This is a genomic window from Aliiglaciecola sp. SL4 (genome assembly GCF_041538045.1).
In the GTDB taxonomy this organism is placed as follows: domain Bacteria; phylum Pseudomonadota; class Gammaproteobacteria; order Enterobacterales; family Alteromonadaceae; genus Aliiglaciecola.
The window spans coordinates 22,349-44,726 of the sequence record NZ_JBGOSE010000005.1 but is presented as its reverse complement, the minus strand read 5'-3'; the positions used below and the strand labels follow the sequence as shown (position 1 = coordinate 44,726).

15 protein-coding genes and 1 pseudogene are annotated in these 22,378 nt (G+C 41.4%); 11 read left to right on the top strand and 5 right to left on the bottom strand.

The annotated features are described in order from the left end of the window. Positions 1 to 356 precede the first annotated feature (356 nt). The 8 genes from AB6T38_RS08860 (at position 357) to AB6T38_RS08825 (ending at position 10,624) form a co-directional block, all read left to right on the top strand. On the top strand, positions 357 to 1,826 hold the full coding sequence (locus AB6T38_RS08860) for an aldehyde dehydrogenase family protein (protein ID WP_372546976.1): 1,470 nt from the start codon (positions 357 to 359) through the stop codon (positions 1,824 to 1,826). A gap of 24 nt (positions 1,827 to 1,850) precedes the next feature. Continuing rightward, complete coding sequence (locus tag AB6T38_RS08855; protein WP_372546975.1) at positions 1,851 to 2,639, top strand: alpha/beta fold hydrolase; 789 nt, start codon at positions 1,851 to 1,853, stop codon at positions 2,637 to 2,639. A gap of 29 nt (positions 2,640 to 2,668) precedes the next feature. Next, complete coding sequence (locus AB6T38_RS08850) at positions 2,669 to 4,039, top strand: MFS transporter (protein WP_372546974.1); 1,371 nt, start codon at positions 2,669 to 2,671, stop codon at positions 4,037 to 4,039. Further along, positions 4,039 to 5,088 (top strand): methyltransferase domain-containing protein, encoded by a 1,050-nt coding sequence (locus tag AB6T38_RS08845; protein WP_372546973.1) that lies wholly within the window; start codon positions 4,039 to 4,041, stop codon positions 5,086 to 5,088. The genes AB6T38_RS08850 and AB6T38_RS08845 overlap by 1 nt, the downstream gene beginning before the upstream one ends. Before the next feature lie 62 nt (positions 5,089 to 5,150). After that, entirely contained in the window at positions 5,151 to 5,465 is a 315-nt protein-coding gene (locus AB6T38_RS08840) for a hypothetical protein (RefSeq protein WP_372546972.1), read from the top strand. 67 nt (positions 5,466 to 5,532) lie between these two features. Then, entirely contained in the window at positions 5,533 to 7,038 is a 1,506-nt protein-coding gene (locus tag AB6T38_RS08835; RefSeq protein WP_372546971.1) for an aldehyde dehydrogenase family protein, read from the top strand. 20 nt (positions 7,039 to 7,058) lie between these two features. Beyond that, on the top strand, positions 7,059 to 9,380 hold the full coding sequence (locus tag AB6T38_RS08830) for a serine hydrolase domain-containing protein (RefSeq protein ID WP_372546970.1): 2,322 nt from the start codon (positions 7,059 to 7,061) through the stop codon (positions 9,378 to 9,380). Between the two features lie 344 nt (positions 9,381 to 9,724). Further along, complete coding sequence (locus AB6T38_RS08825) at positions 9,725 to 10,624, top strand: LysR family transcriptional regulator (protein ID WP_372546969.1); 900 nt, start codon at positions 9,725 to 9,727, stop codon at positions 10,622 to 10,624. A gap of 128 nt (positions 10,625 to 10,752) precedes the next feature. On the opposite strand, the gene AB6T38_RS08820 is transcribed toward AB6T38_RS08825, so the two are convergent. Next, positions 10,753 to 11,103 (bottom strand): hypothetical protein, encoded by a 351-nt coding sequence (locus AB6T38_RS08820; protein ID WP_372546968.1) that lies wholly within the window; start codon positions 11,101 to 11,103, stop codon positions 10,753 to 10,755. A 570-nt stretch (positions 11,104 to 11,673) separates the two neighbouring features. Here AB6T38_RS08820 and AB6T38_RS08815 point away from each other — a divergent pair. Together AB6T38_RS08815 and AB6T38_RS08810 are read left to right on the top strand one after the other, a co-directional pair. Then, positions 11,674 to 12,702, top strand: a complete 1,029-nt coding sequence (locus AB6T38_RS08815; RefSeq protein ID WP_372546967.1) for a twin-arginine translocation signal domain-containing protein — start codon at positions 11,674 to 11,676, stop codon at positions 12,700 to 12,702. Between the two features lie 194 nt (positions 12,703 to 12,896). Then, entirely contained in the window at positions 12,897 to 13,934 is a 1,038-nt protein-coding gene (locus AB6T38_RS08810) for a hypothetical protein (protein WP_372546966.1), read from the top strand. 927 nt (positions 13,935 to 14,861) lie between these two features. On the opposite strand, the gene AB6T38_RS08805 is transcribed toward AB6T38_RS08810, so the two are convergent. After that, on the bottom strand, positions 14,862 to 15,722 hold the full coding sequence (locus tag AB6T38_RS08805) for an SDR family oxidoreductase (protein ID WP_372546965.1): 861 nt from the start codon (positions 15,720 to 15,722) through the stop codon (positions 14,862 to 14,864). A 336-nt stretch (positions 15,723 to 16,058) separates the two neighbouring features. Beyond that, positions 16,059 to 18,317 (bottom strand): TonB-dependent receptor, encoded by a 2,259-nt coding sequence (locus tag AB6T38_RS08800; protein WP_372546964.1) that lies wholly within the window; start codon positions 18,315 to 18,317, stop codon positions 16,059 to 16,061. Between the two features lie 478 nt (positions 18,318 to 18,795). Here AB6T38_RS08800 and AB6T38_RS08795 point away from each other — a divergent pair, with 478 nt between their 5' ends. After that, positions 18,796 to 19,719, top strand: coding sequence for a phytanoyl-CoA dioxygenase family protein (locus tag AB6T38_RS08795; protein ID WP_372546963.1), 924 nt, complete (start codon positions 18,796 to 18,798; stop codon positions 19,717 to 19,719). Positions 19,720 to 20,426: 707 nt separating this feature from the next. Here AB6T38_RS08795 and AB6T38_RS08790 read toward each other — a convergent pair. Together AB6T38_RS08790 and AB6T38_RS08785 are read right to left on the bottom strand one after the other, a co-directional pair. Then, a pseudogene (locus AB6T38_RS08790) lies at positions 20,427 to 20,558 on the bottom strand (IS3 family transposase); the annotation flags it as partial. A 187-nt stretch (positions 20,559 to 20,745) separates the two neighbouring features. After that, complete coding sequence (locus AB6T38_RS08785) at positions 20,746 to 22,053, bottom strand: FAD-dependent oxidoreductase (protein ID WP_372546962.1); 1,308 nt, start codon at positions 22,051 to 22,053, stop codon at positions 20,746 to 20,748. Positions 22,054 to 22,378 lie beyond the last annotated feature (325 nt).

Here is a 22,378-nt window from a genome sequence, read left to right as displayed (position 1 = left end):
ACACGGAGGCATTAGGTATGCTATAACCTTATTCAGTAATCAAAACAACGACTTATTATTTGGTCTCATTGGTATATTTCCGTTTATTTTTTGTCATTTAACACCTCAAAAATTGGATTATATTCCATTATTAAAGTGTATCGTTTGATTCAGGCAGCTCAGACTTAAATTAGAGCTCAGTGTTGATAGTACCCAAACATGATTCTTGAGTGCCATTCTTGAAATCAAATTAATATAGCCATAATTTATATTTATGGAATGGTGAACTTTTCTCAATAGCTATCAAGATACTCTCTCTGCTAAGGTTATCTCACTAAATAAACGATTAATAGAACTTCATATTGAGGGTAGTATCAATGAGCCAAGCGGCAAAAACTTTTCTAGACAAAAAGCATGGTATCTGGGTAAACGGGTGCTGGGTAAATTCATCATCTGGAGATTTTATTGATGTCATAGACCCTTCAACAGGCGATGTAATATCAGCTATTAGCAATGCCAGCGCTGAAGATCTTGATAGCTGCGTAGCGTCAGCCAGAGCGGCCTTTGAAAACTCAGCATGGCGTGACATGAAGCCTGCTGTAAGGGCCTCAATAATAAACAAATTTGCTGAGTTAATTGAACAAAATGCTGAAGAACTTGCCTATTTGGAAACGCTAGATGGTGGCAAACCAATAAGCCTTTCCAAGTCGGTTGATATACCCGCTACAGCTGGTGCGTTTAGATATTATGCTGGCTGGGCAGATAAAATTCATGGTACCACCCACAATATTTCAATGCCGGGTGAGTACCATACTTATACCTTGCTGGAACCAGTAGGCGTTGTTGGTCTAGTCATTCCTTGGAACTTCCCGTTAGTAATGGCCGCCATGAAATTAGGCCCCGCCCTCGCCGCCGGTTGCACCTGTATTCTAAAACCTGCAGAAGATACTTCTATTACGGCACTACGTCTAGGTGAGCTAGCCAAAATAGCTGGCTTTCCCGATGGCGTGCTTAATGTCATTACTGGCTATGGCCAAAGCATAGGCGCTGGCATCGCCTCTCATCCTGGAATAGACAAAGTAGCGTTCACTGGCTCCACACAAACCGGTAAGATTATTGCTAGTGCGGCCACAGGAAATCTGAAGAAAGTAACGCTAGAACTTGGTGGTAAAGCGCCCAATATCATTCTCCCTGATGCGAATTTAGAAAAAGCGATTGCAGGCTCCGCGATGGGTATTTTCTTTAACTCTGGACAGGTTTGTACCGCCGCATCAAGGCTTTATGTGCATGATGACGTCTATGATCAAGTCGTCGAAGGTATCGCAGAGTTTTCCCGGAATATTAAAGTAGGACCTGGATTGGATCCAGAGGCGCTACTTGGCCCTCTCATTTCTGCTAAACAACAAGCGCGTGTACTAAATTATATTGAGAAGGGACGAGAAGAAGGTGGTGAAATTGTTGCTGGCGGTAATAGAATCGGTGACAAAGGCTTCTTCGTATCACCCACAGTAATCGGCAACACAACGAACGATATGACCGTAGTTAGAGAGGAAATCTTTGGCCCCGTATTGGTCGCTCAACGCTTTAGCGAAATTGATGAAGTCGTTACCATGGCAAATGATAGCGACTATGGGTTATCCGCAGTGATTTGGACCAACATGCTTGGAGAAGCGCATAAGTTAGCTCGAAGAATTCGAGCCGGTAATATTAGCATTAATGCTGGCTCTTCTGCCGACTGGGATCTACCTATTGGTGGCTTTAAACAATCGGGCTGGGGACGTGAAAATGGTCTTGAAGGCTTAATGAATTATTTGGATACCAAAGCCGTTGTTACATCACTCGATTAATAAGCAAACTTTAGAGAATTTACAATGCCCTTAGTTAAAGTTAATGATATAGAGATTTATACAGAAATACATGGTGATGGCCCAAACTTGCTATTAGTAGCAGGCCTTGGTGGTCGCCATGAGTTCTGGGCAAATCAGGTTGAAGCACTCTCAAAACATTTTCGCGTTATCCTCCATGACCATCGAGGTGTTGGCAAAAGTACTCCGGATAAATTAGTAGCCGGCGCTGAACATATGGCTGACGACTTAATAAGCCTGATGGATGTACTGGATGTAGAAAAAGCGCACTTAATTGGACACTCGACAGGTGGAGCAATAGGCCAGCATATTGCTCTTAAAGCACCAGAACGAATTGACAAATTAGTGCTAAGTAGCAGCTGGGCTGGGCCAGACGCTTATTTTACCCAATTATTCTCGGCCCGTAGAGAGGTTCTTATCAATGCAGGCCCTAATGCCTATTTAACCATGGGCACGTTTTTAGCCACACCGGCTTGGCACTTACAACCTCAAATTAAATCTACTCGGTCTTTTTTGGAAGACAGGATCAAGGCCTTCCCAGGATTGGAAGTTGAATTGAGCCGATTAGCAGCAGTGGCTGCACATGACTTAAGAACACATATTCAGCATATAAGCCATGAGACCTTAGCTATTGGTGCTAAAGATGATCAAATAACGCCCTTTAGTTTCACTGAAGAATTGTCCCAGAAAATTCCTAATGCCAAACTAAAAATGCTCGACTACGGCGGACATTTTGCACCGATGACGGTATCGGAAAAATATAACCATGCAGTCATAGAGTTTTTACACGGCTAATTTACATTAAAATAATAGAGAATCAGACTATGAATGAACAACCACCCAGACAAGAAAAAATACCAAAATCCATCAAGGTATACTGGGGAACTGGTGCACTGGGTGCTAACATAGTACTTGCCTCGATTGCCGGGTTAGGCATGTTTTACATGACCAATATATTGAATATTGAACCTTTCATAGCCGGTCTATTATTATCAGTTACCAAGTTATTCGACGTTGTCACTGATCCGCTTGTGGGCTTGTGGAGTGACCGTACAAAAACTAATATAGGTCGACGACGCCCTTTTTTATTGCCAGGTGCTATTTTATCAGCCCTTACACTGATTATGTTTTTTACAACGCCTGATTTTGATAATCATAACTTTGTGATAGCTTATATTTTTTTCACGCTAATCATCTATACTGTGGGCTACACCATCTTTAATGTTCCCTATATGTCGATGCCTGCGGAAATGACGAACGGTTATCACGAGCGCTCCTCTATTCATGCGTATCGGATAGTCTTTGTTACAATCGGTGGTTTGGTAACAGGATCTATTGCCCCTTGGTTTTTAGAAGAACTAGGTAAAGAAGATGCTTCTTCCTACGCAATTCTAGGCATCGCTGGTGGCATTATTGTTCTTGTTAGCATGAGCATTACGTTTTTTGGAACCCGAAAAGCTAAATTTACACACTCTACGGGTATAAGAACCAATCCACTTATCGAGTTCAAAGCAGTAGCAGCTAACAAGCACTTCCTGCGTTTAATCTGCGTAAAAATCGCACAACTACTAGGTGTCGCTGTGTCTGGCCCAGCAATGTTTTATTTTTTGCTAAATACGTTGCAACTCGACCTGAAAATACAATCCTATTTCTTTGCTGTGATCACTGTTTCAGCGTTGATAGCAGCTCCTTTGTTTGTAAAACTTTCGAAGAAAATAGGCAAAAGCCAATCATACATGTTATCTGCAAGTATATTCGTCGTCTATGCCCTCAGCTGGACATTTGCTCAGCCAGGAGAATCACTAACGTTAATTCTTCTCAGGGGTGTAATGGTGGGCGTGGTTTCAACAGGCAATGTAATGCTAGCTATGTCTATGCTCACAGACACCATCGAATATGATGTCAAGAAAACTGGAGAGAGACGTGAGGGGGCTTATACCTCAATTTACAGTCTGGTTGAGAAGGCAACCTTTTCGCTCGGCCCATTAATTTTAGGTGCCGCCCTGTCGTATGCTGGTTTTGATCAAAGCGTACCTATAGAACAGGCACAGAACCCAGCTGTTCGTCAGGCCTTACTCCTATCCATGGCCTACTTGCCAGCAGCATTGAGTATCATATCTATATTCATTCTTGCTGGTTTTAAGTTAGACGAAAAAATGCTATCTGAAGTAACAAAAAGCGCGAGGAATAAATAATGAACGGTTTCGAATTTGAATTAAAACAAGGTGGTCGAGCCACAATCGATTTCATGGTCAATATATTTCATGGTTCAGCCACATTAACTAAAGCCGTAAGAAAGGATGCAGATAAAGCCGCGGGGAATATTGATGAACTCCCAGATGACCTTGATGAACGCAATCACTTTATGGTGAACTCTCTAGTTGATTCAAGGCCCTTTCGTATTTATCAATTGCTGGGAGAATGGCACTCCGTTAATCATGGTGAAGCGGCCATTAATGCTTTTGAGGAAATACAGCCCGATCTGCAAGATCAACTTGATCAGTTGTCAAAGGGGCCAACGAAGATTCAGATCGATGAAGATTTCAAGGCTCCTGCTTATTGGCAGGGCGTGGAGTTTCACCGTACTGCCAAAGCTTGGGACGGCCACCCTTATATGGGCTTTATTCATGGCGAAATCATTCATCGTCGAATAGTCGGCGCCTTATTTATTGACGGCATCACCAAACAGCGGCCTGAAGTAGCGGCTATGGCGCCAAAAGACAGCTATGAGCGAATTTTGGAAATGGGCTGCTCTTCCGGCCATTATACTCAAGCTTTAGCTTTAACTTACCCAGATGCTGAAATTACTGGCATTGATCTTTCTCTGACTATGTTAGAGCACTCTCAACGAACGGCAAATCTAAAAGGATGGAAATGGCACCTCTATCAACGTGCGGCTGAAGATACTAAATTTGAATCGAACCAATTTGACTTGGTCACATCATTCATTTTACTGCATGAAATGCCTGTTGATGCTATAGAAAAAATGTTTACTGAAGCCTTCCGCGTATTAAAGCCTGGTGGTGACTTACTGATGTCTGATGCCACTCGTTATTCAGATTTAAATAAACTTGAACAATGGAAAGCTGACCGTGGAGCAGCTTATGGAGGTGAACCATATTGGCGCGAAACAGCGAGTATAGATTTTGCTCCAATGTTAGAAGCCGCGGGGTTTATCAATGTTTCTAGTGGGGGTATGAATGGCGCGAAATACCCTTATCTCATTCAAGGTACTAAACCCTAATAGAGAATATCACCCGAAACCAGACAAACTATGTCTACTAACGTTTATGAGCGACAACTGTAATGAACAAAGCAACTGATAAAGAATCCATCAAACAACTCTTTGATAAGGCCCCTACTGAGTTTAATAATCCAATCCGGGAAACGCTCAATGAAGCTGACACTGGCGGCCTCGCCATGGCACTTTTAACCCTAACACAGGAACTATGGGTATTGACTGATCGTGTGCGTGTTCTTGAAGCAGTTCTAGAACAAAAAGGCATTGAGATACATGATCAAGTTGATCGATTTCAGCCCGATGAAACTCTACAAGCAGAACTTGATAATAAAAGCCAAAAATTAATCGCAAGTGTTTTGAAAGCACTCAATGTTAACTAAGATAGCCTGCTTAGCAAGATAATAGTTAACGAATTAAAAAGTAAACGCCCATATACAAGAGAAGATCATGAAACAAACTGTTCAGCCGAATATTCCTGCAACCAAAGCTTTTCTTAAAATCAAAGAACGCCAACTTCTGATTGATAATCAGTGGATTAATGGTAGTACTGAAGAAATGATCGACAGCATTGATCCTGCCACAGAACAAGTATTGGCACGGATTGTTTCTGCTCAACCCGAGGATGTCGATCATGCGGTTTCGTCTTCTCGCTTAGCTCTTACACAAGGAGCATGGCCAGTAATGGCGCCTTCTGAGCGCAGTCGCTTGTTATGGAAACTGGCCGATCTTATCGAGGAAAATATTGACGAGTTAGCTGAATTGGAAACGTTGGACCAAGGTAAGCCTTTGTATGTTGGCCGTTGGGCAGAAATTCCTGGTGCAGTAGAACAGTTTCGTTACTTTGCTGGTGCAGCAACTAAGATTGAAGGTAGCACGATTCCTACGTCGATAAATTATCAGCCTGAAGGCAAAAAAATATTTGCTTATACGCGAAAGGAGCCCATTGGTGTGGTTGCGGCCATTGTCCCTTGGAATTCACCACTGGTGCTAACGGCTATGAAACTAGCTCCTGCTTTGGCCGCCGGCTGCACGGTTGTACTTAAACCTGCTGAAGATACCTCTCTAACCGCTCTGCGTCTTGGCGAACTAATTATTGAGGCCGGTTTCCCTCCAGGCGTTGTTAATATAATCACAGGTTACGGAGCTATCGCGGGTAAAGCTTTAGCTTCTCATATGGATGTCGACAAAGTAATTTTTACCGGATCAACAGAAACAGGCCGTTCAATTTTGGATTCGGCAAAATCAAACTTAAAAAAAGTATCCATTGAACTAGGCGGAAAATCGCCAGTAATACTTATGGATGATGCAAATCTAGATCTAGCGATTCCTGGTGCGGCTAATGCTATTTTCTTTAATGGCGGCCAGGTATGTGTTGCCGGGTCACGTCTCTATGCACATAGCAAAATCTATGATCAGGTAGTTGAAAAGGTCGCTGATATCGCAAAAGGTATGAAACTTGGCCACGGTTTATTGCCAAGTACTCAAATGGGACCGCTGGTGAATAAACGTCAGGTTGAACAGGTAAACAATTTTATCTTAACGGCTGAAGCGGAAGGCGGATCACTGGTAACTGGTGGCAAAAGACTCGATTGCCCCGGCTTTTTTATTGAACCCACTGTGATCGCTAATGCGCGTCAGGATATGCAGATTGTTCGAGAAGAAGTTTTTGGTCCAGTATTAGTTTGTCAAAAATTCGATGATATCGAGGAAGTTACAGAGCTCGCAAATGATTCTAAATTTGGTCTGGCTGCCAGCGTTTGGACAGAGAGTCTATCGACAGCTCACCGTATGGCTGATGATATTCATACTGGTACTGTATGGATTAATTGTCACTCCATGTTTGACGCCAGTTTACCTATTGGTGGTATCAAGCAATCAGGATGGGGACAAGACTGTGGTATGCAGGCGTTAAGTAAATACCTGGAAGTGAAAACCGTTTGTGCAGTAATTTAATTTCAGTAAGGTAAATTAATATGATCCTTCGTTTTTTTTATAGTTTTATTGTAGTTTTAGTTTTGGTTGCATGCGCGCAAAATAATTCCGAGCCAGAAATGTCAACGGCCGAAGCAGAAAAGATCTTGCACGAACGATTTAAAAGAATGACTGATCGAACAAGCATGAACGGTTTGCCATTTTACGATCCACTCGTGCTACTTGAAGGAAGTGAAAATTGGCATCCCTTACCTCGCGCAGAAAAACTGAAAAAAACTATTCCTGAAAGCGCCATTAGTGATATTGAAGATTATGCTGATAAAAATAATTCATCTGCACTTATTGTCTGGCGTAATGGCGTAGTTGAGTCAGAGCGTTATTTTGGTGATACTACGGCCGATACTGAAATTGTTTCAAAATCCTTGGCTAAACCAATCAGTGTACTTGCCGTTGGCAGGGCAATTGCCGAGGGGCATATCGACTCTCTCGACCAGCCTGTAGCAGATTTTATTCATGAATGGCGTGGCACGCCTAAAGAAAAAATGTTGATTAGAGATCTGCTTGGCATGCGCTCAGGCCTTCTACCCCAGTCAGATGTTAAATCTGCCGATGACGTCCTAATGCGCGCCTATCTTCATCCTTTTTTTGAAGATGTTATAATTAATGAATATCCGCTAGTCAATGAACCTGGCACTCGTTATGACTATGCCAATGCAGTTGCAGATTTAGTCGCGCCTTTGATCGAACGTGCTACAGGTAGACAATATGAAGACTGGATAGCCAATGAATTACTCAAGCCCCTAGGCGCCCGTGGGGGTAAAATCTGGATGGGCCGATTAGGCGGTACGCCTCATGCAGGTTGCTGCGCTTTATTGCCTGCAGAGGACTATTTACGTACCGCAATTCTGGTTTTACAGGATGGAGTTTGGGAAGGAAAACGTCTCTTACCGACCGGATTTGTCACGGAAATAAGTACACCAACCAAAGAGAATCCACATGCAGGTATGGGGCTGTATATTGGAAGCCCTTATACCGAAGGAAGAGGTGCTGCTAACCCTGATATAGCCTATGGTAAAACATTCCATTCTGAGCCTTATCAGGCTGATGACTTAGTGCTTTTTGACGGCAATTCGAATCAGGTTGCCTATATTGTCCCATCAAAAAAACTCGTTATTCTTCGTACAGGCGCTTGGGCGCCACGTGAGCCGAAATGGGATAATACGTTTATACCCAATAAAGTTTTAAGAAGCCTAGATACGGACGTTCGGACAGATACCGATAAATCAGCTAAGGCAAGGCCACGATTCTCAGATGCAATCAGGACACTAAAACCCTTGGGGAAAATAAAGGGGAATCCACGTCCATTGCCAACTTCCAACGTAGCTGCAGAGTCAACTTCTGTCGACTTTACCGATGCCATTAATTATGCCAGTGAGCTAGGTAGCTACTCTTTGCTTGTATGGCATCAGGGTGGACTTATTTTAGAACGTTATTTTGAAGACTTCGATGCTGATCTGCGCCCTAATACCGCATCTATGCACAAGTCAGTCATGGCATTACTGGTCGCAACGGCCATCGAAGACGGTTATATCAAAAGCGTTGATGAACCTATTGAAAACTATGTGGATGCTTGGAAAGGCCTTCCGGAAGGTAAGATCACCATAAAGAATGTGCTGAATATGGCAAGTGGATTGAAACCCTTGAGTATTGAAGGTGGGATAGACTCACCTCGCGTTAGGTTTGTCACGCAGGGGCAAGGCTACCGTGAAGCCCTGTTGGATATGCGTCTTGAAGTTAAGCCTGGTTCCCGATTTACCTATGCCAATACAAACAGTCAAATTGTGGCAATGGTGATCGAGTCTGCGGTACATAAACCCTACGGAGAGTATCTTTCAGAGAGGCTTTGGACACGTCTTGGGTCTAGTGATGCGTACACTTGGAACTATAATGATGGCACGCCTCGAACCTATACCGCATTGTTAGCAACGGCGATTGACTGGCTTCGGGTTGGAATACTGATTAAAGACAAAGGTCAAATATATGGGGACCAAGTAATTTCTGCAGATTTAATAAATGAAATGAGCACCCCTTCAGTAGCCTATCCGAATTATGGTTGGCAGGTTTGGCTTGGTAATCAATACGAGGAAAAACGTTTCTATAATGATGCCAAAACAGGGGTTAGTTTTTCTGCAACAGAACCCTTCTACGTCGATGATATGATATATTTCGATGGTATAGGTGGACAAAGGGTATACATTAGCCGTAAGCAGGATCTTGTCATTGTTCGCACCGGTGATCAGCGGTTTGATTGGGATGACACCAAATTACCTAATTTGATCATTGACGCAATTAAGCAACCTTAATGCACTGCGTTATTGCGCTGGCAGATTGAATTTTTCTCTAAGTTGACTAGGTTCTACTTATAGAGAGAAACTGTCTAAAGCACCCCTAAAAATATGTACTAAGTAAGATCTAGATTGATATACCTCTGCATTTTCACGTATATCAAATTTTATAACCAGCTGTGTTGAAGTTCTAATAGAGTTTACGGTTACTCCGAATCAATCTTTATAGCACTGAGGCAAAAATAAAAATCCACTATTCAGCAATAGCCTTTTAGAGGTCCTTAGTGTAATTTCCAACTATTGTAAATTCATCTTAATAGTGATTTACTTCTCTTAATCTATAAATCATTAGGCTTAAAAAATTGGATATAAGACACCTAAAACATTTTGCAGGAATTGCTAAATATGGCAGTTTTTCAGAAGCTGCCAAAAGACTGTATATATCACAGCCAGCATTAACAAGAAGCATAAACGTACTCGAGGATATACTGGGTACACGATTATTTGAACGTACCCCTAGAGGCGTTTACCTTACCGAAACAGGCACAATGCTGCACCGTCACGCAATGCTCATTCTAAATGAAATGGAGGCCGCCCGAGACGAACTTAGAGCTGTACTGGAAGGCTCTCAAGGGGAGATCCATGTTGGTGCCGCAAGTATGTTTTCCAATTTATTTCTTGATAAAGCCGCTGCAAATCTCTCGCAAAATCATCAAGGTATACATACTTCTATTACTATTGGCCTTTATGAAGATCTGGTTCAGCAATTATTAGATGGTGTTCTAGATGTAGTATTATCTACCAGTCCAGACAGTGAATATCGCGATGAATTACTTTTTGAGCCGTTGTGTGAGATTAACTCAGTCATTGTTGCGTCTTCGAGCCACCCGTTGAGTGCAAAAGACAAGGTGGAAGTCAGTGATCTCATGGATGTCTCATGGGTAGTATTGAAACAAGCACATATGGATTCATTTATGCATTCTTTTTTTGCTGATGAAGGTTTGCCCGCCCCACATAGTAAAGTAAGAAGCAACTCATTAAATATTATTCATTCAATGGTACAGCATGATGGTTTTATCGGAATTCTTCCTAGCCATTGGGTGCAAGAAAGTGTAGAAAAAGGAGATTTGAAAATACTCCCCGTTCCAGGCACGCCTATTCGCCGTAAAGCCGGTTTAATCACACGCAAAGTTGATTCAAAAAATATCGCTGCGGGATTGTTAATGGAAGAAATTCGTAGTATTTGTCAACAACTGCCATAAAGGCAATTATTGACATTCCACTTCTTATCAAATTATTTATTTGGTACAGTTATTTAGGCTGAAGCTAATCTCTGATAGCAAGAAAAATTAGTACTTTTATTATTTTTTGTACCTTTTTTTAGCATCACCTAAATAATCTCTTTGACTGTCACAACGGCGTCAGACCCGTCAAAGGATTTGATTTCCCAATGTTCTCCTTCCACCCACTTAGCAGGCTCAATCTGAAAATCTATACACCTTTCAACCTTTGAATAGCTGGCTAGGAAACATATATTTGTCCCATCAAAACGGTAAACACCATAGCCGTCATTATGAGGAGTTTTGTAGGTTTGGCTGTCTATATCAAGCAATATATCGATTGATGAGAAGGCGCCCTCTTCTACAGGGCCGATGTTATAAAGAATACTGGATGTGTGCGACGTGCCAACACACCCTCCTAAAAAAATCACTATTGGGATGAAAAACAATCTAAAATTCATAAAAGCTCCTATTAGTTAATATTTATTGCTTAGCTCATAAAACCACACTCCCCAGCATTCAGCTAATACCCTTTAGACATACAAACTTAATTAGAAATTATAGTTAAACTGTGGCCCCATCTATAGCATATTCATTGATAAGAAATTGATTGGATAGAATGTGAACCACAAAAATAAATAAACTGAAAATACCTAACGCCAACATGCAAGCCACTCATACTAACTCTTTATACACAAACAAGATTAAATTAAATCAAAGACAGCACAGACACTAGGAAAATACATTACAGTATTAAAAATACCCTTAAAAACATACTCCTTAAACTGCTCCATACCTATTCGTTATATAAACATCAGAAAAAACCAATTGATACATTTTTCAGCCAAGTCCATTATTCTCTACAAGCATATAGATCATTTTAGGACGTCGGCGAAAGGGCGTTCATATATGCAGTCAGTCTTAATAATTAGCTGGTTTTAACAATAATGACGTATTACAACAATAAGAAATCATAAACGGTTAATTAACATGCAGTTTCACAAAGATTTAATTTTTAATGGGAAATTATTATGTCAAAGAAGAAATCGTCACTGAATAAATCAGATACGCAGGTAGAAAGCCCTTTTTCTCTGGATCGCCGCAGTTTTATGAAAAACTCAGCAATAGGCGCCGCGGGCGTGATGCTTATGCAACCTCAAGACGTTTTGGCAGAAACGTTTGATAAAGAGAAAAAACAATTATTGCACTTAGCGAAGAGTGAGCATGTACGCCCTAACATGCATCCTGACGAGATATTCGAATTACCACGCTGGATGCCATCTAAAAAAGGCAATTATAATCTTAGTAATCCCGATGATAACTTTTATGCTTGGGCCAAAGCCCATTCCGGCTTAATGGGTGAGGATATCTGGATGTGTAGCTACGGCTGGATTTGTTTTGCTCCTCCTGGTGTACCCGCATACCCATTTCTAGGGCGCGTATCGGTTGCCAAATATTTTTGCAGTCCGGCAAGTGCGGATCCCACAATAACAGATGAGCATGGTGAAGATGACTATATTACCTGGGCGGTGTTTTCAACGGTTCACGTGGATCCCAGAACGTTCAAACGTCTGGATAAAGTGTATAACCCCTACACAGATCAGATGATTGATTTACCAGAATTACTCTATGCTGACAGATTAATGTACCGCAAGGGTAAGTCCATTGTAGTACCTGGTGTGCCTCAGGAGTTTTATAACCAACCTTGGGATGAAGAGGGTGGTTATTCCCAGCACTATATAGATTCAGGTCAAGATGTTAGCTATACCGTTTTGGGTTCAGCTCAGCACGATGGTCCGCACCAACCCCGTATTGATATTGGTTTTTGGAATGTTGATCGCAAAGAATTAATGGATCCTTCGACGCCTTCGATTGAGTGTCGTAGAGATTATTCAGCTACAATGAAAGCGTCAGAATATCCTTGGTACGGAGTTGAAAAGGGTGACCCCAGCCAGTTGGTTATTCATATGACGGGCAGAAAAGTACATAGTAAAGAAAGAGTGCATCCACTTATACAAAAGACGGCTATTGACCCTTTTCCTAAGCGATTTAGGCTTTAAACAGATAATCTATAACAAATTGTTGTCGTATTGATTAGGTGTATCGTGTACATAGTTAAGATACTGTGCAGAGTGTTTTTAATTAGTCTCAGTATCTTGATCAATACGTTTTGGCTAAACTTCTGTCAGCAGCAATTAACAAATACTTTAGCAACCAGTTTCAATACCACGGTGTAAATATACAGGAAACGATCATGTCAGATAAGAAAGTAGATTCTAATAAACCTTCTGCTGCTGCAGAAAAAGGAGTCTTTCCATTGGATCGCCGCAATTTTATAAAGAGCACGGCGATGGGCGCTGCAGGTATGATGCTTATGCAGCCTAAGGACGTTATGGCAGGAGCTTTTAAGAAAGAGAAAGAAGAAGTAGAACAACTGCATATAGCGAAGAGCGAACACGTACGCCCTAACATGCATCCTGACGAGATATTCGAATTACCACGCTGGATGCCGTCTAAAAAAGGCAATTATAATCTTAGTAATCCCGATGATAACTTTTATGCTTGGGCCAAAAGCCATGCCAGTTTAATCGGTGAATATAGTTGGTTAAATAAATTTGGCTGGATTTGTTTTGCTCCTCCTGGTGTACCCGCATACCCGTTTCTAGGGCGTATGACCGTTGGTAAATACTTTTGTAGTCCGGCAAGTGCTGATCCCACAATAACAGATAAGCACGGCCCAGATGACTATATTACTTGGGCAGTATTTGCCACTATTCACGTAGATCCAAGAACCTTCAAACCATTGGATAAAGTTTATAATCCCTACACAGATCAGACGATTGATTTACCAGAATTACTCTATGCAGACAGATTAATGTACCGCAAAGGGAAATCCATTGTAGTACCTGGTATCCCTCAGGAGTTTTATAACCAACCTTGGGACGAAGAAGGTGGCTATTCTCAGCATTACATAGATTCAGGTCAAGACGTTAGCTATACCGTTTTGGGTTCTGCACAGCATGAAGGCCCTCAGCAACCCCGTATTGATATTGGTTTTTGGAATGTTGATCGCAAAGAATTAATGGATCCTTCAACCCCCGCAATTGAATGTCGCAGGGATTATTCAGCTACAATGAAAGCGTCAGAATATCCTTGGTACGGAGTTGAAAAGGGTGACCCAAGCCAGTTAATTATTCATATGACCGGTAAGAAAGTGCACAGCAGAGACAGGATACATCCGATGCTAAAATCAGCGGTGGTTGATCGCTTCCACGATCGCTTTAAGCACTAAATTTAAATTACTACACTTGTTGACTAGTTCTGAAATTGGTTGACACTTATTTCGATTAAAACGCTCGATGAATTTCATCGGGCGTTTTGTATTTTAAGTCCAAATATGGCCTTGGGCTATTAAATAACTTAACTGATTCAGCTATCAAAACCTCAGCTTTCTCGAGGTTTTTGGGGTTTGTAGAGTCACTACTCGTTTTTATGTATCTCGTTTATACGCTCAGGCAATGGGTTTTAATTGTAACCATAGCGTCGATCATTGCACGGTATGTTTTCTGTGGCGTTTATTATATTCTTCAGAGCAACATTATCTCTCTGTCTTAAGCCCCTCATCGCGCGACTGGAGTAGTATATGCCGATGATGGCAGTTAGTCGTCTTGTGCTGACCAGCTTAGTTTTAACGAGCAAACAGGTGGCATCTTCCAATCACTAGCTCATTCAATTTCATCATCTGTTGCATTTGTGGAGTGCTTATACAAAGTGGAGAAAATGCTCAGTAAGCACTTTAACATCATCTTGCTCTTTGGTTTATCCATTTGCTTACCTCGTTGAAAAAACTTTAGAGTTTGCCTAAACCTATCTAAACGACCATGCTTACGAAACCGAAGTAAAACTTATTGGAGAATTCTGAATCCCATATTGCTTTTGTACTTGTTTATTAGTGAACTTGCTTTTTCATTTGGTTAACAACAGTTTTTTTAGAAGCGCGGGAATAACCTATTTGCGAATGCCTAGGAGGTAATTATATTTCACTCTCTAAAATAAGCTTGAAAAGTGTAAACGTTATTAGCACGAGTTTTAGACAAAAAAAAGCGAAGTTACGAACTTCGCCAAAAGGAGGGAGCTCTAAATTGTACCGTTCTAATCTCCCTAGGTTGCACAATAGCAATGTACAACTCTGAGGGATTAAATCCATCTCCAAAACACATTAATCAGCATTGGCTAAACGCGTGATATAACTTTGATAAGTGTTGGGTCTTCTACCCAAAATCATGGTTAGAACATTTGGATTGCCGATAAAGCCGTGGGCGTCATAATGTTTGTTCATAATGAGCATTTGCCCAATTCGGTCTTCTGAAAAGCCTTTGGCGCGCGCGCCAGCTTCTAGGTCATCAAACGGTATGGCTTTGGCTGTCACCTTGCGACCCAAAACACTGGAGAGCTGTTCAGCCATATCTTCCTGGCTAAGCGGTTCGGGACCGACCAGTTCATAGGTTGCATATAAATGATCATCACTGGCCGCAGCAATTGCTGTCGCTTCCGCTAGATCCAAAAGATCAACAACGCTGAATTTTTTTGAGGTGCTAAAGGGCATGGTATGTATCCCTTCTTCTGTCACTGGTTTCCAGATAGCTTCAAGGTGTTGCATGTAGCGGGAAGGCTGAATAATCGTGTAAGGAAGACCCGATTCAATAAGGTTCTCTTCAGCATCCAGTTTTAACTTGTGATGACGCACTTCACGTCTAAGAGGATGCATAACAGAATAATAAACAAAATGTTTTATCCCGTGCTTAAGTGCAGCGTCAATAAAATATTGCGTTATCTGTGTTTCATCAGGGTGCATAGGAGGGCCAATATGAATGATCTTGTCGCAGCCAGAAACCGCTTTGGATATACTTTCTTGGTCGGTCATATCACCAATAGCCAGTTCACTTGCCCCAATTGCTTTGAGTGTATCTTTATGTTCATCACTGCGAACAAACGCACGAACATCTATACCCTTGTTAGCCAAAGCTGCAATAATGGGTCGACCTGTACGACCATTTGCACCCGTAAGTAAAACTTTCATATAAAAATCCTGTAAATTTGAAGACGATCAGTGAATAGCCAATATAATGGCTATGGAGTTATGCTATTAGGTTAAGTCTACCTTTAGCCTTTTCATACAGCCAATACAGAAAAATTATGACTCTAAATAGACAATGCATAGCACGGATATGGCTGCGGTCAGAACCAAGCTAATAGCTTAGTTTTTTGTACATGAATCAGCGGTAGGTATAGAATTAAAACAGCCGCCCGAAGGCGGCATCAGACATTATTCAGCGAGCAGTTATACTGAAAGCAATATAGATATAAAACACTAAAGCACATTACCCGCTGAAAGAAGCTCTTAAGTTAAAACTAATTAAAATCTTCTCACTAAAGTTATACCAAACTGACGGCCATTCCCAAGATAAACAGCTTCTTCACGGATAGAACAGCTTTGACATAATAACGGCGAGCCATATTCAAGACTTGAAATGGGCAAAGTAGATGCCACCCACTCTTCATCAAACATATTGTCCACCCAAAGTGAAATATCCATCTCATCACCCTTGAAGCTCAAACGATAATTGAATATGTTATTCGCTGGTATTTTCGCATAGTTAAGACTAGTTGTTGGGCGCTTGCCTTCGTGAGAGAAGTCAACTCTATTCTCGATATCAAACCCTTTAAAAGCAGACGGTATTACATGAGTCAAACTTGTGTAGAACTGAGTCTTAGATGTCTTTGCAATTTGGTTTCCACCTACATCGCCATTACAGCTACTAGAGACAAAGCTACCAGCTATTGCGGCAGCTTGCTCAAGACAAGTTTCTTCAAATGCGCCATCTTGAAATCCGCTATCGTATTTTGGATCCAGAAATGTAGCCGCTACAGCCCAGATTAAATTATCTGTTATAGCCCAAGTAGCATCGAGCTCGATCCCTGCTGAAGAGGCTCCGGTTCCATTAACCACATACGGAGCAGTCCCATAAGTTCCTGGACTTGTAGATTGTAGATCTGTCCAATCTATATAAAACAGAGCAGTATTTAGTGTTAAGTCCCCATCAAGAAGAGAAGATTTGGAGCCAACTTCGATAGTTGTATTTTCTTCTGGATCAAAAGATGCAAATTCCATCCCCTCACGCCCTGAGTTTATACCACCGGTTTTCACGCCATTGGCGATATAAGCATAAAATAAATTATCGTCGTTCGGACGATATTCGACAGTCAAGCGGCCTGACCAATAATCAAAGCTTGTACTTTCTTTTGAATCAGCAAGAATTAAACCGTACAAAAGAAAGTTTTGAAACACATCAAAGTTTTGTTTTTCCTCAGTGTATCTTGCCTCACCACCAACACGAATAGTCTCAGTCAATTCAAACGACGCCGAACCAAAATAACCAAAAATTTCTTGACCAAGTTTTGAGTTAAAATCACTAATTGGAATTAAAGTATCAATTTGACCGATAAGGGCGCCCTGGCTTGCTGTTTGGATCGCAGATGAAGAGTCGTAATAAGATGTCCCAAGCAACCAGTCAAAACTGTGCGAGCCATTAGATGCTAACTGCAAGTCAACTGAAGTTTGCTTTGCAGCGTCACCAGCCGAGTCAGTTAAGAAATAGGCAGAAACAGGTGGAGCCAATGGACGATTAACCGCGCTTAGGTCCCCAACGTTATCAAAGAAACCATCATAGCCAGACTCGGTGTATCCGAATTTCCCTGTCAATGTGGAAAAATCAAATTCATAATCAACTTTCAGGTACGCCAGCGTAATACTACCGTCATTACCCCGCCCCCTGTTATCAAGGTTGACCGAATCACCAGCTTCGATTTCTCCATCGAAAAGAGTATAAAACGAACCATTTTCGTTGACATAGTGCGCACCTGTATTATTTTTAGATGGGCTTTGGACAACTAACGTTGGTTGATCTTCTTCAACTTCATTTTTCAATGCAAATAATTTAAGTGTGAGTCGATCCGTTGGATACAAAAGCAGTGAAGCACCAATAGATTGACGCTTATCCCATCCGCCTAGATTATCACCTCCACGTTCATTTTCTATCGTACCATCGAACGTACTGTATCCCCCAAATACTCTTAAAGCCCCGATATCACCAAAACTATAATTGGCTGACCCCTTCACTCCACGTCGACCATCCGACCCTAAATCAAACTGAATAGTCGCTTCGTTTTCGTCAATACTTGGTGCACGAGTTACGTAATTAATTGCACCTGCAAATGAATCTCGACCGTATAATGCGCTTTGGGGCCCCTTAGCCACTTCGATTTGGGCAATGTCCATATTCCCAAACTCTAGACCTGAACGGTTATTAATGTAGATACCATCCATGAATACACCAACATTGGTTTGAATAGCGCCACCATCTGTTTGTGCAAGACCACGAATAATCGGCGAACCTAGAGCTCGAGTATTGGTATAAGACAAACCTGGCGTAGAAGCAGCTAAGTCTTCGACACTATAAATGTTAGCATCACGAAGATCTTCCTCTGACATTGCCGAAATAGAAAGCGGCACATCTTGCAATCCTTCTTGGCGACGACGCGCGGTAACGATGATTTTTTCAATCGACGCTTGATCAGCTTGTGTTGTCAATTCATCCCCAGCGTCTTGAGCCATTGCCGGCATCGTGGATGAAATAGCTAGGGAAAAACATGTTGATAACAAAATTGAAGGGCTAGATAAACAGTGACTAGCCTCTTTGGGCAATAGCTTCATAATATTCTCTCTTTTTTGGTTATTATATGCGCTAAAAACCTTAACTGATGTAAAATTAGTAAGCCAATACAGAAAAGTTATGCCCTCTACGAGCATATGCATAGCTAAGCTTTACTTCCTAAGGTATTAATAAGTAGTCATTAATAACCAAAAATATTACCCCAAGAATAGTTGCAACTCATCAAAACACTTAGAAAACGGCCTGAAACGATTATAACTGTTATCATATAACAGCCTATTGGAAGCTGTAATTTATCCATCTGATAACTACGTTATAGATACAACTGATGCAGGTATAATAAAAAACAAATTGATCGCTTGCCCAACACTGAACCATTATAGGTCTAACTAAAACATAATCAAAAAAACGGGTAGAGCAATGAAACTTAATAAACACCCTCTTCGCGCTATTACCGATGAAGACCGAGAAATTTATCAACGAGAAGGTGCAGTGTGCCTTCGTCAAGTATTTGATCCTGAGTGGATCAATGTCCTAAAACCTCTTGGAAAACGCATCTCGGTTGATGGAGAAGACTTCGGTTTATTACCATCAATGCCGGGACGTTATATGTCTCGTACTATTCCAGAGTTTCGGTCATTAATTTTTGATTCACCCATAGCTGAAGCTGCAGCCCAGGTAATGGGTTCCCGACAGGTTCGCTTCTTTTTTGATGAGATTTTTGCTAAAGCGCCTCATTCTGATTCAAAAACAATCTGGCATGCTGACAGAATGGGCTGGCCCGTCACTGGCGTAATGGTACCATCTCTATGGCTTCCTCTTGGTGGTGTTGCTGCGGAAAACTCTTTGGAGTTCATTGTCGGTTCACATAATCAGGATGTTCCTTATTGGCTATTTTCTCCCAATGCACGACAAATGATAAAACCAGAAGATCGTATTTCTCACCCCAATGAACAAAAGCTAAGAGCTGATCCTAATAACGAGTTTAAATCTTATGCAATGGAACCTGGTGATTTATTGATAGTTCACCCTTGGACGCTACATTTCTCATCAGGTAACAGTGCTGATGATTGGCGTATTGCGCTTTCAGTTCGTATGTTTGGTGACGATATTCGTTGGAAGCCGCGTCCTGACTGCGTAAATTTAGCAGGTGTCAGTTTCGATGAAATGATTGAAGGTGAGGCCCCCCAAGGACCACTATTCCCACTATTATGGTCAGATAAAGGAGAATCCGATGGTGATAGCCAGTTTCCGACAGGTTTTGCCACTAACTGGTCTGCTAATCGCAAGAAAGATGTGAACGAGGATAAGTTGTTTCAACAACTACTAAAATCTAACGGATAAAGCTACGCTTGTAGTTTTCTAGACACTAAACTGTGTCGTCCTAAAATAGGTTGATTGTTTTAAGGCCAGCTCCAGTAGCTGGTCTTTTCTATTTTGTACCATATTAGGCGTATCCACATCTAGAGCTAATTGCGGTCTCATTTTGATAAATAGCTGAACTATATTGCAGCCCTCTATTTTAGAGATGCCCACAATTTTGCGGGAGCCAGAGTCTCTCACTAACGATAGATGGTGCACTCATTAGTCGAATTCGAGAGGAGTAATTTCGCTAACCAATACTTGCTCTGCATCATGTAGTCCGTCTTCTTTGAGTAGATTTAGGTGCTTCTTAGTCCAGTGTTTACTAAATGTGGTTATGGTAAAGCTTTTCTTCGGTCTAACGAGCAAGCTTTTGCTTTTCAAGTATGTAAAAAGCCATCTCGCCCCAATTTAATTTCGTGCTCAACCAGCCTGGGCTTGACTAATTTATTGAGAGCTTGCGCGTCCCTAACTGAGGCATGCACTTACGTCAATAGAGCGCCCATTTCTTAATTAGCGAAAGCTATGATCTAATTGCGGAGTTTCTCATCAGCTAATTCTCTCACGATACGGTTATGTTTTTTCGGCTGGTGTTTTTTTGAACTTGGCATAAGTGGATACTGAAGTGGCTTCAGCGAATTAAGTCAGCCATTCTTTCTGAGCCAACTTAGAGCCGTTGTATTTCCTTAAGTCCCGAAGTTAACCTGTGCCTGCTTATAGGTTAGTTCGCCTTTCCCTGCACGCTTAACAGCACCTAATTTAAAAGCTAATGTGTAATCCCGTTGAGTACGTTTAGGTCTTTGGTAATTAGAAGTCGTCATAAAGAAGTCCTCTTTATGTCAACGTATTTAAGGACGGGACAGATACTGAAGAAAGAAGACCCTTAAAGAGTTCTGTTTGGAATCAAGCTTGATGCTATTTCAGTATTTGTATTGTCGCACGGACAACTTACTGATAAAAAGTCAGTAGCTGTCCGCAAGGAAATAAATTGTAAGGTAACTTACAAATCTAAGTAATTAATTCAGACTGCTTTAAGCTATTAAGCATAGATTGCGTCAACAAATATTCTCTGCGCTTTTCGGCATCATTATGGATGGATTCCATTTCGTCTCGGAAAGCTTTTTTATCTTGCGGATTTTTAGCCTCCATCATTTTTTTATTGCGTATTGTTTGCGCCTGAATAAAATCATTCATAATCGTTCTGCGTTGACGATCGAAACGGTCCAACAGTGGCTCAGCTTCTGCATTTTCTTGAAGAATCTCAATCAGCTTCTCGCAAACATTCCAGGCATCATGAATACCGCTATTCATGCCGAAACCACCAAGCGGGTTGTTCAAATGTGCAGCATCACCAATAAGCAGCACTCGCCCGTGATTGTATTTTTTAACGACACGCTGATGAACACGATACACCGTCCTGTGATAAGTCTCTATTGAAGCTCCATCTCCCATTAAACGGTCAAAAAGTTCCGTCTTGTGTTCATCGGAAGTGAGAAATTTATCATCACTTGCCTCAGGAACCGATATCTGCACTCGCCATACAGACGGAACCTTTAATACCACCATCCATTCGTTAGGATCTGATATGTAATTTACATAAGATAAATTTTCGAAGTGATTTTCAATCGGGTACTTGGTACTAAGCGTTAGAAACTTTTCTGGGTAAGTAAATCCATCAAACCCGGTATTTAACCACTTTCTGACAATACTGTTAGCGCCGTCCGCACCAATGACATAATCGGCCTCAATTTGCTCAATAGCAAAAGGGGTCTCCAGTGATACAACAACAGATTTTTTTGTCTGCTCTAAATGAACGATGCGATGATTAAACAATACTTGAACATTATCCAAATCCTTCATTCGTCCGGTAAGAAGGCGAGCTAGCTTGTGTTGCTCGCACTGTAATCGAAACGGAAATTTGGTAGCATCAGAAATTTCTGTAAGGTCAAAACTAAACGTTTCTTGTGTTTGACGATCGCGATACTGGTAGATTGGTGCAACTAGACCCTGAGCGATGACATCTTCTACAACACCCAGTTTGTCGAGCATTTCGAGCGTTGCTGCATGCATCGTTGATGCTCGTAAATCTTCCATACACCTTGGTGCAGCTTCAACCACAACAACATCAATTCCAGATTTTGCAAGATAGTAAGCTGCGGTAGAGCCTACTGGTCCAGCCCCAGCAATAAGTACTTGAGTTCTCTTTACACTGTTCAAAATATTGTTTTCTCTTTCAAATCGAATATTTTTACAGCATATCTTTTTTAACACAAAATGCTTATACAAATTTTGTTGGAAGCCATCAATATCATGCATACATTGCTGGCCTTTAACAATTTTCCACCATGCAACATTCGTAAATTGGAGCTGGCAGACACCATTATCTTTATAGCTCCCATCACATCAAAATATTTGCTGGTCTTTTTGGGCTAGGTCTAATAATCGACCTGTTATATAAATATTTGGCCCTCAACTATGTTTATGGTCTCCGCTTAGGGTGTAGCTAGCGCTATGCAATACCATTTGTCCTTTACCCCTATTAAAAATAGTCGACTCATACATATTTATTAAATATTGAAAACATACCGCAGCCAACATAGCTCCCCAAGTGACGAATAATCATAATGAAATACTATAGCTC

What these genes read in the sequence shown, in the direction of transcription:
- AB6T38_RS08860 (WP_372546976.1), top strand. Translation starts at nt 357, where the DNA reads ATGAGCCAAGCGGCAAAAACTTTTCTAGACAAAAAGCATGGTATCTGG.
- AB6T38_RS08855 (WP_372546975.1), top strand. Translation starts at nt 1,851, where the DNA reads ATGCCCTTAGTTAAAGTTAATGATATAGAGATTTATACAGAAATACAT.
- AB6T38_RS08850 (WP_372546974.1), top strand. Translation starts at nt 2,669, where the DNA reads ATGAATGAACAACCACCCAGACAAGAAAAAATACCAAAATCCATCAAG.
- AB6T38_RS08845 (WP_372546973.1), top strand. Translation starts at nt 4,039, where the DNA reads ATGAACGGTTTCGAATTTGAATTAAAACAAGGTGGTCGAGCCACAATC.
- AB6T38_RS08840 (WP_372546972.1), top strand. Translation starts at nt 5,151, where the DNA reads ATGAACAAAGCAACTGATAAAGAATCCATCAAACAACTCTTTGATAAG.
- AB6T38_RS08835 (WP_372546971.1), top strand. Translation starts at nt 5,533, where the DNA reads ATGAAACAAACTGTTCAGCCGAATATTCCTGCAACCAAAGCTTTTCTT.
- AB6T38_RS08830 (WP_372546970.1), top strand. Translation starts at nt 7,059, where the DNA reads ATGATCCTTCGTTTTTTTTATAGTTTTATTGTAGTTTTAGTTTTGGTT.
- AB6T38_RS08820 (WP_372546968.1), bottom strand. Translation starts at nt 11,103, where the DNA reads ATGAATTTTAGATTGTTTTTCATCCCAATAGTGATTTTTTTAGGAGGG.
- AB6T38_RS08815 (WP_372546967.1), top strand. Translation starts at nt 11,674, where the DNA reads ATGTCAAAGAAGAAATCGTCACTGAATAAATCAGATACGCAGGTAGAA.
- AB6T38_RS08810 (WP_372546966.1), top strand. Translation starts at nt 12,897, where the DNA reads ATGTCAGATAAGAAAGTAGATTCTAATAAACCTTCTGCTGCTGCAGAA.
- AB6T38_RS08805 (WP_372546965.1), bottom strand. Translation starts at nt 15,722, where the DNA reads ATGAAAGTTTTACTTACGGGTGCAAATGGTCGTACAGGTCGACCCATT.
- AB6T38_RS08800 (WP_372546964.1), bottom strand. Translation starts at nt 18,317, where the DNA reads ATGGCTCAAGACGCTGGGGATGAATTGACAACACAAGCTGATCAAGCG.
- AB6T38_RS08795 (WP_372546963.1), top strand. Translation starts at nt 18,796, where the DNA reads ATGAAACTTAATAAACACCCTCTTCGCGCTATTACCGATGAAGACCGA.
- AB6T38_RS08785 (WP_372546962.1), bottom strand. Translation starts at nt 22,053, where the DNA reads ATGCATGATATTGATGGCTTCCAACAAAATTTGTATAAGCATTTTGTG.